General features: G+C 74.4%; 15 protein-coding genes. 9 read left to right on the top strand and 6 right to left on the bottom strand.

Features of this window, described 5'->3' with window-relative positions; all coding sequences use genetic code 11:
• Positions 1-18 precede the first annotated feature (18 nt).
• Both ACIP9H_RS35420 and ACIP9H_RS35415 read left to right on the top strand, forming a co-directional pair.
• A complete protein-coding gene (locus ACIP9H_RS35420; RefSeq protein WP_401594891.1) occupies positions 19-780 on the top strand; it encodes an SDR family oxidoreductase in 762 nt (253 codons plus the stop codon).
• 161 nt (positions 781-941) lie between these two features.
• Complete coding sequence (locus ACIP9H_RS35415; RefSeq protein ID WP_401594894.1) at positions 942-1,625, top strand: uracil-DNA glycosylase; 684 nt, start codon at positions 942-944, stop codon at positions 1,623-1,625.
• Positions 1,626-1,652: 27 nt separating this feature from the next.
• Here the strand turns inward: ACIP9H_RS35415 and ACIP9H_RS35410 are convergent, their stop codons facing one another.
• The 3 genes from ACIP9H_RS35410 to ACIP9H_RS35400 are packed head-to-tail and all read right to left on the bottom strand — an operon-like array spanning position 1,653 to position 3,273.
• Complete coding sequence (locus ACIP9H_RS35410; RefSeq protein ID WP_401963141.1) at positions 1,653-2,066, bottom strand: hypothetical protein; 414 nt, start codon at positions 2,064-2,066, stop codon at positions 1,653-1,655.
• 56 nt (positions 2,067-2,122) lie between these two features.
• On the bottom strand, positions 2,123-2,635 hold the full coding sequence (locus ACIP9H_RS35405) for a DinB family protein (protein ID WP_401963139.1): 513 nt from the start codon (positions 2,633-2,635) through the stop codon (positions 2,123-2,125).
• 53 nt (positions 2,636-2,688) lie between these two features.
• Entirely contained in the window at positions 2,689-3,273 is a 585-nt protein-coding gene (locus ACIP9H_RS35400) for a TetR/AcrR family transcriptional regulator (protein ID WP_401594903.1), read from the bottom strand.
• A gap of 911 nt (positions 3,274-4,184) precedes the next feature.
• Here ACIP9H_RS35400 and ACIP9H_RS35395 point away from each other — a divergent pair.
• On the top strand, positions 4,185-5,084 hold the full coding sequence (locus tag ACIP9H_RS35395) for a Gfo/Idh/MocA family protein (RefSeq protein WP_401594945.1): 900 nt from the start codon (positions 4,185-4,187) through the stop codon (positions 5,082-5,084).
• Here the strand turns inward: ACIP9H_RS35395 and lnt are convergent.
• Together lnt and ACIP9H_RS35385 are read right to left on the bottom strand one after the other, a co-directional pair.
• Positions 5,056-6,588, bottom strand: a complete 1,533-nt coding sequence (gene lnt / locus ACIP9H_RS35390) for an apolipoprotein N-acyltransferase (protein WP_401594905.1) — start codon at positions 6,586-6,588, stop codon at positions 5,056-5,058. The two genes, ACIP9H_RS35395 and lnt, sit on opposite strands and share 29 nt — an antisense overlap.
• A gap of 187 nt (positions 6,589-6,775) precedes the next feature.
• Positions 6,776-7,522, bottom strand: coding sequence for a hypothetical protein (locus ACIP9H_RS35385; protein WP_401594908.1), 747 nt, complete (start codon positions 7,520-7,522; stop codon positions 6,776-6,778).
• Between the two features lie 148 nt (positions 7,523-7,670).
• On the opposite strand from ACIP9H_RS35385, the gene ACIP9H_RS35380 reads away from it, so the two are divergent.
• The 5 genes from ACIP9H_RS35380 (at position 7,671) to ACIP9H_RS35360 (ending at position 11,760) form a co-directional block, all read left to right on the top strand.
• Entirely contained in the window at positions 7,671-8,546 is an 876-nt protein-coding gene (locus ACIP9H_RS35380) for an Fpg/Nei family DNA glycosylase (RefSeq protein WP_401594910.1), read from the top strand.
• Between the two features lie 141 nt (positions 8,547-8,687).
• Positions 8,688-9,299 (top strand): NAD(P)-dependent oxidoreductase, encoded by a 612-nt coding sequence (locus ACIP9H_RS35375; RefSeq protein ID WP_401594913.1) that lies wholly within the window; start codon positions 8,688-8,690, stop codon positions 9,297-9,299.
• 120 nt (positions 9,300-9,419) lie between these two features.
• Positions 9,420-9,956, top strand: coding sequence for a DoxX family protein (locus ACIP9H_RS35370; protein WP_401594916.1), 537 nt, complete (start codon positions 9,420-9,422; stop codon positions 9,954-9,956).
• A gap of 66 nt (positions 9,957-10,022) precedes the next feature.
• On the top strand, positions 10,023-11,216 hold the full coding sequence (locus ACIP9H_RS35365) for a lactate 2-monooxygenase (protein ID WP_401594918.1): 1,194 nt from the start codon (positions 10,023-10,025) through the stop codon (positions 11,214-11,216).
• Positions 11,217-11,268: 52 nt separating this feature from the next.
• Positions 11,269-11,760 carry a hypothetical protein gene (locus tag ACIP9H_RS35360; RefSeq protein WP_401594921.1) on the top strand — a complete coding sequence of 164 codons (492 nt, stop codon included), beginning with the start codon at positions 11,269-11,271 and terminating at the stop codon, positions 11,758-11,760.
• A gap of 367 nt (positions 11,761-12,127) precedes the next feature.
• On the opposite strand, the gene ACIP9H_RS35355 is transcribed toward ACIP9H_RS35360, so the two are convergent.
• A complete protein-coding gene (locus ACIP9H_RS35355; protein WP_401594924.1) occupies positions 12,128-14,044 on the bottom strand; it encodes a PAS domain S-box protein in 1,917 nt (638 codons plus the stop codon).
• 310 nt (positions 14,045-14,354) lie between these two features.
• On the opposite strand from ACIP9H_RS35355, the gene ACIP9H_RS35350 reads away from it, so the two are divergent.
• A partial coding sequence (locus ACIP9H_RS35350; RefSeq protein ID WP_401963135.1) for a hypothetical protein occupies positions 14,355-14,551 on the top strand: 197 nt, incomplete at its 3' end.

Here is a 14,551-nt window from a genome sequence, read left to right as displayed (position 1 = left end):
GACAGGAGACCAGCACCCATGAGCACCCAGCCCGACAGCGGCCGCGTCGCGATCGTCACCGGCGCCAGCCGCGGCATCGGCTACGGCATCGCCGAGGCCCTGGTCGCCCGCGGCGACCGCGTCGTCGTCACCGGCCGCAACGAGGAGGCGCTGAAGGAGGCCGTCGAGCGGCTCGGCGCCGACCGCGCCCTCGGCGTCGCCGGCAAGGCCCACGACGAGGCGCACCAGGCCGAGGTCGTCGAGCGCGCGATGGAGGCCTTCGGCCGCGTCGACTACCTCGCCAACAACGCCGGCACCAACCCGGTCTTCGGTCCGCTCTCCGACCTCGACCTCGGCGTCGTCCGCAAGGTCTTCGAGACCAATGTGATCTCCGCGCTCGGCTTCGCCCAGCAGACCTACAAGGCGTGGATGAAGGACAACGGCGGCGCGATCGTCAACATCGCCTCCATCGCCGGCGTCAGCGCCTCCCCCTTCATAGGCGCCTACGGCATGAGCAAGGCCGCCATGGTCAACCTCACGCTGCAGCTCGCCTCCGAGATGGCCCCCGGCATCCGCGCCAACGCCATCGCGCCCGCCGTCGTCAAGACCAGGTTCGCCGCGGCGCTCTACGAGGGCCGCGAGGAGCAGGCGGCGGCCGCGTACCCGCTCAAGCGGCTCGGCGTGCCCGAGGACATCGGCGGCGCCGCGGCGTTCCTGCTCTCCGACGCGGCGGCCTGGATCACCGGCCAGACCCTCGTCGTGGACGGCGGCATCTTCCTCAACGCCGGCGTCGGCCACTGAGCCCGCGCCCGGCACGCGACGCCCCGGTGCCGGCCCCGGAAACGGCGGCCGGCACCGGGGGCTCGCTCCCTCCGCGGCCGCGGATCCCCCACGCGCGGCGACTGTCGGAGGGGAACGGTACGTTCGTCCCAGTAACGGATCGCGTACCGGAGGTTCCTGACGTGCCCATCACGCTGCCCGAGTCCTGGCAGGCCGTCCTCGGCGAGGAGTTGGCGAAGCCCTACTTCGGCCGACTCACCGAGTTCGTCGAGGAGGAGCGCGGGAGCCACCGGATCTACCCGCCGCGCGAGCAGGTCTTCGCCGCGCTGGAGGCCACGCCGTACGACAAGGTCAAGGTGCTGGTCCTCGGCCAGGACCCGTACCACGGCGAGGGCCAGGGACACGGCCTGTGCTTCTCGGTGCGGCCCGGGGTGAAGACCCCGCCCTCCCTGCGGAACATCTTCAAGGAGCTGAAGGACGAGTACGGCCACCCCGTCCCGGACAACGGCTACCTCATGCCGTGGGCCGAGCAGGGCGTCCTGCTGCTCAACGCGGTGCTGACCGTGCGCGAGGGCGAGGCCAACTCGCACAAGGGCAAGGGATGGGAGCAGTTCACCGACGCCGTCATCAAGGCCGTGGCCTCCCGTCCCGACCCGGCGGTCTTCGTCCTCTGGGGCAACTACGCCAAGAAGAAGCTGCCCCTGATCGACACGGAGCGGCACGCCGTCGTGCAGGGCGCCCACCCGTCGCCGCTGTCGGCCAAGCTCTTCCTCGGCAGCCGGCCCTTCACCCAGATCGACGAGGCGCTCAAGGCCCAGGGCCACGACCCCGTGGACTGGCGCATCCCGGACCTCGGCGGCAACTGAGCCCGCCCGGCCGTCCGTCCTGACGGCTCAACGGCCGTACGTGCCACGGCAGATGCGCGCCGCGTCGCCGCCCGTCGCCCAGCCGCCGTACCGCTCCCCCCAGGCGCACACATCCGCGCCGTCCACGGCCCGTGGCGCGGCCGGGGCGGAGGTGCGGTGCGGGGGCGGTGCCGCGGGTGCGCGGCGCCGCTCCGGCGCGGCGGGGTGGGCAGGGCGGTGGGTGCGCGGCGCCGGGGAGGAGGGGGACCGCTCCGGGGGCACGGTGGTCAGGGCCTCCAGTACGGGCGCCTGGACCACGGGCACTTCGCGCACGGTCACCGGCGGCCGTGACGGGACGGGCGCCGGGAGCGGCGCCCCCGGCCGCGCCTCGGACACGGTCACGCAACCCGGGACGGCGGCCATCGCCACCAGGGCCGCCACTGCCGCTGCATATCGACGCACCCGTACAACTCTCGCGCAGCGCCGCGCCGTTGACCATTCCCCGCAGGGGTGACCGGTCAGTCTCCGGTCACGCCGTCGATGCGCTCGCGGATGAGGTCCGCGTGCCCGTTGTGGCGGGCGTACTCCTCGATCATGTGGACGTAGATCCACCGCAGCGAGACGTCGTTCCCGCGGCGGCGGACCAGGCCGACCTCGTCCAGGGAGCGGCCGCCGACCAGCTCGCGGGCGTGCGCGATCTCGGCACGCCAGGTGGCGAACGCCTCGGCGGTGTCGGCCTTGTCGAGGTCGAGGAAGTCCCCGTCCGGGTCCTGATCGGTGTAGTAGAGCGGCTGTACCCCCTCGCCGGCGAGGGTGTTGCGGAACCAGCCGCGTTCCACCTCGGCCACGTGGCGGACCAGGCCGAGGAGGGTGAGTTCGGACGGCGGCGCACTGGCGGTGCGCAGTTGCTCGTCACTGAGGTCCGCGCACTTGAGTGCCAAGGTGTCGCGGTGGAAGTCCAGCCAGGCCTCGAGCATCGTGCGCTCGTCGGCGACGAAGGGCGGATCGGTGCGTTCGGGCGTCGTCGTCATGGCGGCCATGATGACGGGCACCCCCACGGGCGTCGACGCATTTATCCGCCGGATCAGCTCCCGAGCATGCCGCGCAGCACGTCGAGGAGATTGACCCGCACCTCCGCCTCGGTCGGCGGCGACGCGGATCCGGCGCCCGCGACGGCGTGGAAGTGCACGCCGTCGCACCAGGCGAGCAGCGACCGCGCGTGACGCTCGGGTTCCGCGGAGCCGACGGCGCGCAGCATCACCTCCAGCTGGTCGCGGAAGGCGTGCCCGGCGGTGTCGTACACCGCGCGCAGTTCCGGGCGGCGGGTGGCCTCCAGGGCGAGTTCCAGCCGGGCGAGCGTGAGGTCGCGGGACTGGGTGACCGAGCGGTGCAGCGCCGGCGCGAGCAGGGCCGCCAGCGACTCGGCGCCGGGGCCCGGGGCGGGTGTCTCCGCCTGGGAGATCGCCTGCGCGTCGAGGGCGGCCAGGCGCAGGACCGCCGCCTCCAGGAGGGCGGCACGGGTCCGCGCGTAGTTGGACGTCGAGCCCAGCGGCAGTCCCGCCGCCTTGTCGACCGCGCGATGGGTCAGGCCGCGCATGCCGCGCTCCGCGAGCAGGGAGAGTGCGGCGTCGGCGATCAGTTCGTGGCGGGAAGTGGGCGTGCTGCTCATAGTGGCAACCTACCTGCCGGAACGATGCCCTCCGCGCCCTCTCCGGCCGCGACCACCGCAGTTCGGGCGCGGCAACGCTCCCGGAACCGGGTCCGGACGCACCTGTGGGCGGACGGCCGGAATGCGCCGTCCATGACGACCGCCGCACGCCGTCGTCATCGGTGCCGGAATCGGCGGGCTCGCCGCCGCCGTCGCGCCACGCCCTGGAGCCGCGCCCCGGCCCGCGAGGACGTCGGCGCGGGCATCGCGCCGCGCACCCTGGAGGTCCTCGGCGCCGTCGACGAGGTTTCCGCACAGTGGCGAGCCCGTGGTCATCACCCACCGCGCGGAACTGCTCACCCTGCTCGCCGGACCCCTGCCGGACGGCGCGCTGTGCACCCACCTGGGGCCGCAGCCGGCTGCGGGGCACCGTGCCGCTCACCGGCGACCGCCTCTGCTGCCGGACCACCGCCGTCACCGCGTCCCGGCGGCCGTTCCGTCGACGGTGACGAACCCACCGAGCTGCGACGCCTGTTCGGCGACTGGCGCCACCCCTACCAGAGGTGCCGGCCGCCGCCGAGCCCGGCACCGTTCTGCGCAATGACGTCCATCACCTGCGCGTTTCGCTGCCCGCCCTTCGCTCTGCTCGGCGAGGCGGCTCACGCGACGACCCCGAACCTCGGCCAGGGGGCTGCCAGGCGGCACCCACCGCCCCACCGGCGCCGATGTGCTGCCCGAATGCTTCGGCGGTCGGGCGTCGGCCCACCAGCGCCCGAGGGCCGCGACACGGTCCTCCCGGCCCGTTGCCGCCCCGCGCGGCGTGCTCCTCGCCGCCGTCGACCGTCTCGGCCCGCGCCGGCCGCCCCCGCGGGACCCGTATGCTGCCAGCGGAAACGACCGGGCACCGCAGGCGGGAGAGGCACATGGAACCCCTGAAGATCGGGGTGATCGGACTCGGCGACATAGCGCGCAAGGCGTATCTGCCGGTGCTCGCCGCGCAGCCGGGACTGGAACTCCACCTCCACACCCGCACCCCCGCCACCCTCGACGAGGTCGGCGACCGCTACCGCCTGCCGCACCGCCACACCGCCCTTGACGCGCTGCTCGACCAGGGCCTGGACGCCGCCTTCGTGCACGCTCCCACCGTCAGCCACGTCGCCATCACCGAGCGGCTGATCGAGGCAGGGGTGCCCGCGTACGTGGACAAGCCGTTCGCCCCCGACCTCGCGGGCGCCGAGTACCTCGTCCGCCTGGCCGAGCAGCGCGGCGTCGGTCTCATGGCCGGCTTCAACCGCCGCTACGCGCCCGGTTACACGCAGTGCCTGGAGCACCCGCGCGACCTGATCGTGCTCCAGAAGAACCGCATCGGCCTCGCGGAGGAACCGCGCGGCGTGGTCTTCGACGACTTCATCCACGTCGTGGACACCCTGCGCTTCCTCGTCCCCGGCCCGATCGAGCACACCGACGTCCGCGCCCGGGTCCGCGACGGACTGCTGCACCACGTGCTGCTCCAGCTCTCCGGCGACGGCTTCACCGCGATCGGCGTCATGAACCGCATGAACGGTTCGACGGAGGAGGTGCTGGAGGTCATGGGCCAGGACACCAAGCGCCAGGTGGTCAATCTCGCCGAGATCGTCGACCACAAGGGCCAGCCCACCCTGCGCCGGCGCGGCGACTGGGTGCCGGTCGCCCGTCAGCGCGGCATCGAGCAGATCACCCTGGCCTTCCTCGACGCCGTGCGGTTCGGCAAGCCGCTCGACGCCCGCGACGCGCTGCGCACCCACGAACTGTGCGAACGCATCGTCACCGCGGTGACCGAGCAGACCTCCTGAGCGCGACGAGGCCCGCCCCGGCCAGCAGCAGCACCGCGAGCCGGGGCACCCAGTCGCCCAGCCGGTCGTACAGGGTGCGCCCGTCGGCCAGCGGCACCTCGTAGACCTGCGCGGCGCTGCGCGACGTGCCCAGCCACGGTCCGGTCCGCCGCCCCTCGGCGTCGTAGGCCGCGCTGATGCCGGTGAGCGTGGCATGCACCGCCGGCCGGCCGGTCTCGGCCGCCCGAAGCGCCGCGAGCGAGGCGTGCTGCGCCGGGGCCCAGCTGTGCTGGAACGACGAGGTCGAGGACTGCGCCACCAGCAACTGCGCGCCGTCGTCGGTGAGACGGCGGCTCATGTCGGGGAACGCCGACTCGAAGCACACCAGCGGGCCCAGCCGTACGGGGCCCGCGTCCATGACCACCTGGCGGTCGCCCCGGACACGGTCCTCGCCCGCCGCCCGGCCCACCGAGGTCGCCCAGCCCAGCAGCCCGCGGGCCGGCACGTACTCGCCGAAGGGCACCAGCCGCATCTTGTCGTACGCCTCGCCGACCGGGCCGTCCGGGCCGATCAGCAGCGAGGTCTTGGAGATGCCGCGGCCGTCCGTGCGGCGCGCGTCCACATTGACCAGCACGTCCGAGCCGACCAGCGAGGACAGGGCGGCCAGCCGGCCGGCGAGGTCGGGCCGCGCCGACAGGTCGAAGCCGACGCTGCTCTCGCCCCACACCACCAGGTCCACGTCCCGGCCCGCGAGCGTACGGGTCAGCCGCTCACCCGCGTCGAAGCGCTGCTGCGCCCCCACGACCACCCCGGGCTGCACCACCGCCACCCGCACCGTCGTCCCCGTGCGCGAGGGCTGCGGCGCCCACAGCCACACCGCCGCCGTCGCCACGGCGCACACGACGAGCGCCGCCCCCGCCCGCGTCCGCCACCGGGGCACGGCGACGAGTGCCGTCAGCGCCGTGTTGACCGCGACGAGCAGGAAGCTGACCAGCCACACACCGCCGACCGACGCCAGCCTCAGGGCAGGCGCCACCTGCCACTGGCTCGCCCCGAGCAACCCCCAGGGCCCGCCCAGGTACTCCCAGGAGCGCACCAACTCGACCAGCAGCCACGCGCACGGCACCAGCACCGTCGCCGCGACCACCGAGCGTGCGCCGGGGCTTCCGCCGAGCAGCCGCCGCACCAGCCACCCCCAGGGCGCCCACAGGGCACCGAGCAGCAGCGCGAGCAGCACGATGAACACATGCAGGCTCGGCATGAGCCAGTGGTGCACCGCCACCATGAACCCGGCGCCGCCGAGCCAGCCGTCCAGCGCCGCCCGCCGTGCCGTCGGGGCCGACCGGGCGAGCAGCATCCACGGCACCAGCGCCCCGTACGCCAGCCACCACAGCGACGGAGCCGGGAAGGCGAGCGCGGGCAGCGCCCCCGCCGCCACGGCGGCGGTGCCCCTGCCCCAGGACGGAGCACGCCGGGTGGCCCGGACCGGCGGGCTGTCAGCCTTCGGCTTCGCCTTCACCGTCACCTGCGCTCCTCATGGTCGTCTGCCCCCAGTCTCGGCCGTCCGCCCCGCCTTGGACAGCGGACGACACGGCGGGGGCCGGAGGAACGCGGCCGTGACCACCGGGAGGACGATCCGGCCGGACACGTGCCGCGGCGGGCTTTTCTGAGGGTGCGTCAGGAGGAGGTGGCGCACGGCGCCGCCCGCGCTCTCAGGCGTTGTCGCCGCTCTGGCCGCCCGGGCGCTCGCCGCCCCCGAAGCCCATGCCCTTGCCGTTTCCGTGGCCCTGACCCTGGCCGGCGCCGAATCCCGAGGAGTGCTGCTCGTGGCCGCCCATGCGGTGCCGGCCCTGGTGCTCGCCGTGCCCGTGGCGGTGGTGCGCGGAGGCGGCGCGGAGGACCGCCTCCTGCCAGTCCTGGCTGTCCCAGGTGCCGTTGGGGCGTGCGTGACGGGGGGTGTCCTTGGGGCCGTCCTGGTCGCCGGAGGCGTGCTCCACGGCGTCCTGCACGGTGGTGGTGCCACCCGCGCCGGTGGCGGTCTTCGTCACCGCGGCCGTCGCCACGGTCGTCCCGGTGTCGCCGTCGGTCTCCGTCGCGCGGGCGGACGCGGTGGCCCCGGCGGCCGGGGGCGCGACGGCGTCCTTGACCTCGGTGTCCGGCAGGGCGACGACCGGCTCCTGCGCCCCGCCGGCGACGGTGCCCGCGGCACCGTGCGGCATCAGCATCGACAGCCCGGCGACGGCGCCGGTCGCGGTCAGCACCGCGGTGCCGATCGAGCCCCGTCCGGGAGTGCGGCGGGCGCCGCGGTGGCGGCCGCCGACGACCTCTCCGCTGATGATCCTGACCGTGTCGGCCTCACCCGCCTCGACCGGCTGCGGGCGAAGGATCACCTCGGTGGGGTCCAACGCCGCGGTGTCCGGGAGCGGCACCTCGGGGGGCAGGGGGAGAGATTCGGCCATGGGTCCCGATCATTCATACAAGACCCCTCGCTGTCCAGTTGTTCCGATCATCCAACTCTGTGTTCACGTTGCGGTATTGGGTGGTAAACCGGACAGAGCGGGGCGGATGCCGGTCGCATGCCGCCACCGGTCGCGGCACACTGGTCGCATGCCGGAACTGCCGGAAGTGGAGGCCCTGGCCGGATACCTCGCCGGCCGGATGACCGGGCACGCCGTCGGCCGGGTCATGCCGGTCGCGGTCAGTGTCCTCAAGACGTACGACCCGCCGCTGGACGCCCTCGTGGGACGCACCGTCACCGCGGTCGGCCGGCGCGGGAAGTTCCTCGTGTGGACCACCGACGACGGCGACGGGCCGTACCTCGCCGTCCACCTCGCCCGGGGCGGCTGGCTGCGCTGGAAGGACGACCTGCCCGCGCTCCCGCCGCGCCCCGGCAAGGGACCGCTCGCCCTGCGGCTGCTCCTCGCCGAGCCCGAGGGCGCCGGCTTCGACCTCACCGAGGCGGGCACCCAGAAGCGCCTGGCCGTCCACTGCGTCCGCGACCCGCAGGACGTCCCCGGCATCGCCCGGCTCGGCCCCGACCCCCTCGACGCCGCCTTCACCCGGGACGCCTTCGCCGCGCTGCTCGCGGGCGAGCGCCGGCGCATCAAGGGCGTCCTGCGGGACCAGGGCGTCATCGCAGGCGTCGGCAACGCGTACTCCGACGAGGTGCTGCACGCGGCGAAGATGTCGCCCTACGCGCTCGCCGCCGGCCTCTCCGAGGAGGACGTGAGCCGTTTGTACCAAGCCCTGCGCACCACTTTGGAGGACGCCGTCGAACGCTCCCGCGGCCTGGCCGCCGGCGAGCTGAAGAGCGAGAAGAAGACCGGCCTGCGCGTGCACGGCCGCACCGGGGAGCCCTGTCCCGTCTGCGGCGACACCATTCGCGAGGTCTCCTTCAGCGACTCCTCCCTGCAGTACTGCCCCACCTGCCAGACCGGCGGCAAACCGCTCGCCGACCGCCGGATGTCGCGTCTGCTGAAGTAGCCGCGGCCCGCGCGGTGTCCGAGGATCGCGGTGACCGGACGACACCGAGAGGGGCCGCCATGTCCGACGCAGCCGGCGACCGGGCCCACGACGGGCCGAGCGCGATCCGCCCCGCGTGCGCGATGCGGGAGCGCCGCTGACATGCGCCTCGCCGTCTTCGGAGCCGGCGGCCACCTGGGGCGCCGGCTCGTCCCCCTCGCGCTGGCCGCCGGCCACGAGGTCACCGTCCTCGTACGGAACCCCGTCGGCCTGTCCGGGCGGGAGGGCCTGCGGATCCTGCCCGGCGACGTGCGCGACCCCCGCGACGTCGACCGGGTCGTCGAGGGCGCCGACGCGGTGCTCAGCGCCCTCGGGACGCGGCCGCCGCGCGGCGGCACCATCTGCGCCGAGGCCATGCGGCGGATCCTCCCCGCGATGCGCGGACACGGTGTCCGGCGGCTGGTCGTCGTCGGCGCGTACGGCACGGGCCAGAGCCACCGCGGCGCCTACCGCGCCGTGATGTCCCTCGCGCTCCCCGCGATCATGCGGGACAAGGACGAGCAGGACGCCCTGGTCCGCGCCGAGGGCGATCTCTGGACGATCGTGCAGCCCGCGGTCCTCACCACAGGCCGCTACTCCGGCGTCTACCGGACCGGGACCGACCTGCGGCTCGGACTCGCCTCCCGGGTCAGCCGCGCCGACGTCGCCGACTTCATGCTCCGCGCGGCCGGCTCCGAGGAGTGCGTGCGCCGGGCCGTGGCCATCACGTCCTGACGGCCGACGACGTCCGGACGGCCCAGCGCGGACGGCGCCGCGCCCCGCGCCCCCCGAGAATGGGGAGGAGCCATGCTCCGGCCCGCCGGGGCGCGTCACCGCCGTGAACAGGAGCCGGCCATGCCGCTGAACCACCGCAAGGACCTCGCACTGCTCGCGCTGCGCCTGGGACTCGGCGGAGTGCTCGTCGCCCACGGCTCGCAGAAGCTCTTCGGCTGGTTCGGCGGCCAAGGCCTCGAGGGCGCCACGGGATTCATGGAGTCCATGGGCTTCGAACCGGGCAGGGCCAGCGCCCTGGCGTCCGGTCTCGGCGAGGCGGGCGGCGGCACCCTGCTCGCCCTGGGCCTCGCCACCCCGGCCGCCGGAGCGGCGGCGGCCGGGGCGATGGCCGGAGCCGTCTCCGTCCATGTGCCCGCCGGCTTCTTCTCCGCTTCCGGCGGTTTCGAGTACCCGTGCTTCCTCGGCTTCACCGCCGCCTGCATCGGCGTCGCCGGCCCCGGGCGCTGGTCCCTCGACCACGCCACCGGACATGTCCTCGACCGCCCGTGGACGCTGGCCGTCGCCTTCCTCGGCAGCGCGGTCGCCGCCGCGACGGTGATCACCCGCCGCAATTGCGTCGTGCGCGCCCGGATGGCCCGCGAACTGCCCGAGGCCTGACGGGACGGTGGACGCCGCGGCCCCGCCCTGACACAGTCCTCACGCGGACGAGAGACGGGACCACGCATGGCCGACCGGGCGGACTACCAGTACGAGATCTACCTCAACGGGATGGCGGGCCTGCGGCCGTCGCTCCCCACGGACCTGACGCGGCTGGAGGAACTGGCCGCGCAGCGGCTCGGTCCCGAGGCCTTCGGCTACGTCGCCGGCAGCGCCGGCAGCGGACGCACCGCACGTGCCAACCGCGAGGCGCTGGACCGGGCGCGGATCGTCCCGCGCATGCTGCGCGACGTCACCGGGCGCGATCTGACGACCGAGGTCCTGGGCCGCCGGATACCGGCGCCGCTCGCCCTCGCCCCCGTCGGCGTGCTCTCCATCGTCCACCCCGACGCCGAACCCGCGGCGGCGCGGGCCGCGGCCGCGCAGGGCGTGCCCTTCGTGGCCTCGTCGGCGTCCAGCACGCCCATGGAGCAGGTGGCCGAGGCGATGGGCGACGGGGAACGCTGGTTCCAGCTGTACTGGGCCAAGGACCGCGAAGTGACGGCCAGTTTCCTGCGGCGGGCCCAAGCGGCGGGCTACACAGCCCTGTTCGTCACGCTCGACACCCCGCTGCTGGCCTGGCGGCCGCGCGACCTCGACCAGGCGTACCTGCCGTTCCTCCAGGGCATCGGCACCGCCAACTACTTCACCGACCCCGCGTTCCGCGCGGGGCTCGCCAAACCGGTGGAGGAGGACCCCAACGCCGCGGTGCTGCACTTCGTCGGCATGTTCGCGGACCCTGGCAAGAGCTGGCCCGACCTGGCGTTCCTGCGCGAGCACTGGGCCGGCCCCATCGTGCTCAAGGGCATCCAGCACCCCGACGACGCGCGCATGGCCGCCGACGCCGGCATGGACGGAGTCGTCGTCTCCAACCACGGCGGCCGCCAGGTCAACGGCGCGATCGGCGCGGCCGACGCCCTGCCCGCCGTCGTCCGGGCGGTCGGCGACCGCCTCGACGTCCTCTTCGACAGCGGCGTCCGCACCGGCGACGACGTCTTCAAGGCCCTCGCCCTCGGCGCCCGCGCCGTCCTGCTCGGCCGCCCCTACGCGTACGGACTCGGCCTCGGCGGCCAGAGCGGCGTCGAGCACGTCATCCGCTGCCTCCTCGCGGAGTTCGACCTCACCCTCGCGCTGTCCGGGCACCGCACCCCGGCCGACCTCGGGCCCGAGGCGCTGTCAGCGGGGGACGCGGCCCGGGAGACGGCGGGGCCGATGGGCTGAAGATCGCGGGGTCCGGCGGCGGGCGGGGCCGCACAGCGGGTAGACCGGTGGCGTGCCGGAGGACGTGGAGGCCGCCACCGAGCGGCTCAAGGAGCGGATCTACGCCGCCATCACCATGATCTCCGTCGTCGTCGGCCTCTCCGCGAGCGACGAGGTCGACGCGGCGGGCGCCGCGGCCACGGTCGCCACGGCCGCGCTCGGCGTGTGGCTGGCCGCGGTGGTCGCCGACCAGCAGGCGCACCACACCGTGACCGGCCGCCTGGCCACGGGGCGCGAACTGCGCCGGCTGCTGCACGTCAGCAGCCCGCTGCTGCTCGCCGCGGTGGGCCCGCTCGTCCTCGTCGGCGTGGCCGCGCTCGGGCTCATGCCGCTGACGACCGCGCTGCTGACCTCGGCCGCCGTCGACATCGCCGCACTCTTCGGCTGGGGCTGCCTCGGCGGCCTGCGCATGGGCGGCGGACTGCCGACCGCGCTGATCGCGGGCGTGGTGGACGCGGGGATCGGTGTGGCCGTCGCGACGGTGAAGGTGCTGGCGGGCCACTGAGGCGGCTTCGCCGCCTGGGCCGCCTGGGCCGTGTGGGGTGCGGTTGTGTTGTGCGGCGCGGGTGTGTGGGGGCTGGTCGCGCAGTTCCTCGCGCCCCTTGGGGGGTGGGCGTTGTGTGTTGCGTGCGGGTGTGTGGGGGTTGGGCGCGCCGTTCCTCGCGCCCCTTGGGGGGTGGGCGTTGTGTGTTGTGTGCGGGTGTGTGGGGGTTGGGCGCGCAGTTCCTCGCGCCCCTTCGGTGCGCATGGTGGGGCTGGGCGCGCCGTTCCTCGCGCCCCTTGGGGGGTGGGCGTTGTGTGTTCGGTGCGGGTGTGTCGTGGCTGGTCGCGCAGTTCCCCGCGCCCCTTTGGGGTACGTGGTGGGGTGCGGGTCAGGGGTGGAGGTGGAGGGTGAACCAGACGGTCTTGCCGTCGCTGGAGGGGCGGGTGCCCCAGCCGGCGGCGAGGGCTTCGACCAGCAGGAGGCCGCGGCCGGACTCGTCGGCGAGGTCGGCGGGGCGGCGCTGCGGGATGTGCGTGCTGTGGTCGGAGACCTCGACGGTGACGTCCAGCGCCGTGCGGTGCAGGCGCAGGCGCAGGGGGCCCTGGGCGTGGCGCACGGCGTTGGTCAGGACCTCGGAGGTCAGCAGGCAGGCCGCGTCCGACACGTGGCCGCACTCCCAGGCGTGCAGGGCCTCGTGGACGAAGCGCCGTCCGTCGGCGACGGCCGACGGCACCGCGTCGACCTCCGTCGCGGTGGCCGCGAGCGGGGCCTCGGGCAGCCGGGCCAGGAGCAGGGTGACGTCGTCGGCGTGCCCGTCCGCGTCAGGCCGCAGCGCGGCCAGCACCAGGTCGGCGGCCTCCTCCAGCCCGGCGGAGCGTGCGAAGGCGTTGCTCAACTCCGTGCTGAGGCAGGCAAGTTGCTCGTCGATGTCGGAGCGCGGGGTCTCCACCAGGCCGTCCGTGTACAGCACCAGCGTGGAACCGGCCGCCACCGGTACGCAGACCTGCTGGTGCGGCACGTCGCCGACGCCGAGCGGCACGCTGATCGGCGCGGGCAGCTGCCGTACGGGCGCCTCCGGTCCGGGGCCGACCAGCAGCACGGGCAGGTGGCCCGCCGAGCACACCGTCACCTCGCCCGCGTCCGGGTCGACGACCAGGTAGCAGCACGTGACGAACTGGTCGGGCAGGTCGTGGACGAAGGCGTCCAGCGCCTGGATCAGCTGGCGCGGCGGGATGCCGGTCTTGGCGAGGGCCCGTGCCGCCGAGCGCAACTGGCCCATCACGGCGGCGGCTTCCAGTCCGCGCCCCATCACGTCGCCGATGAGCACACCGACCTGGCCGCCGCCGAGCGGGATCAGGTCGAACCAGTCGCCGCCGACCCCCGCGCCCTGGGTCGCGGGGAAGTAGCGGCTGGCCGTGTGCATACCGGGCGGCTCGGCGGGCGAGCCCATGAGGCTGCGCTGGAGGGTGAGCGCGATGTGCTGCTGCTGCCGGTACAGCTCCGTCAGCTCCTCCTCGGCGCGCCGCAGGTCGGCGATGTCGCGGACGATGGAGCAGGCGCCGACGATGGCGCCGTCCCGGTCCCGGATCGGCCAGAGGGTGACGTCGACGTCGAGCATCCGGCCCGAGCTGGTGACCCGCAGCGTCTCGAAGTGCTCGATCCGCTCGCCCCGCGCCAGGCGGCCGAGCAGGGTGGCGATCTCCTCCTTGAGCTCCGCCGGGGCGAGCATCGACACGTGCTGCCCGATCGCCTCCTCGGCCGCGTAGCCGTACAGGCGCTGCGCCGCCGCGTTCCAGTAGGTGATCCGGCCGTCGAGGGTCTTGGCCAGGATCGCGTCCTGGGACGACTCGACCAGGACGGCCAGTTCGTTGATGCGCTCCTCGGCCGCCTTGCGCTCGCTGACGTCGCGCACCGCCGCCGAGATGAGCAGGCCGTCGGCCGTCTGCAGCGGGCTCAGGCTGATCTCGACGGGGAACTCGCGGCCGTCCTTGCGCAGCCCGTACAGGTCGAGCCCGGCGCCCATGGGCCGCACCTGCTGGTTGCCCGCGTAGCCGTGGCGGTACGCCGGGTGGTGGCCGCGGAAGCGCCGGGGGACCAGCACCTCCACCGGGCGGCCCAGCAGCTCGTCGCGGGTGTGCCCGAACAGCGACTCGGTCTGGGCGTTGACCAGCCGTATCGTGCCGGTGTCGTCCACGATGACCATGGCGTCGGGGGCCGACTCCAGCAGGGCCCGGAACATCTCCTCGGCGGCGCTGTCGCCCTCGGCGGGGCGAACGGCCGCCCGCTGGTCCCCGGTCGTGTGCATCGTGCTCTCCCCTGTCCCTCTCGCGGTCCGTACAGGGCCGTTGCCGGGACGTTAGGGCCTGTCGGCGGGCCGCTGCCGGTGATGAGCCGAAAGCGGTCCTGTTCGCACGGAACTGCTCAATCGGCGGTCTCCGATGTCGTTCCGGCAGCCGGTCGCCACCGGATCACCCGCCGCGTCCGAACGCGCGGGCGGCTCCGGGACGACACGCGGCCTCCGCCGTGTCGCAGTCGCGCGCGGGACCGGCGGGGCCCGAGGGTGGACGAGGACATCCCGGCCACCCCCCACACCCCCGAACCTTCGGAGGACCGCCATGCGCGACGAGGAGCTGCGGGCGCTGGACGCCCACTGGCGCGCCGCGAACTACCTGGCCGTCGGCCAGATCTACCTGATGGCCAATCCCCTGCTGACCGAACCCCTGCGCCCCGAGCACATCAAGCCCCGGCTGCTCGGCCACTGGGGCACCTCACCGGGCCTGAACCTGGTGCACACCCACCTCAACCGCGTCAT

It is taken from the genome of Streptomyces sp. NPDC088732, from assembly GCF_044751205.1.
GTDB lineage: Bacteria > Actinomycetota > Actinomycetes > Streptomycetales > Streptomycetaceae > Actinacidiphila.
Note: the sequence above shows the minus strand (reverse complement) of the source record. Positions and strands in the feature narration are given on the sequence as shown.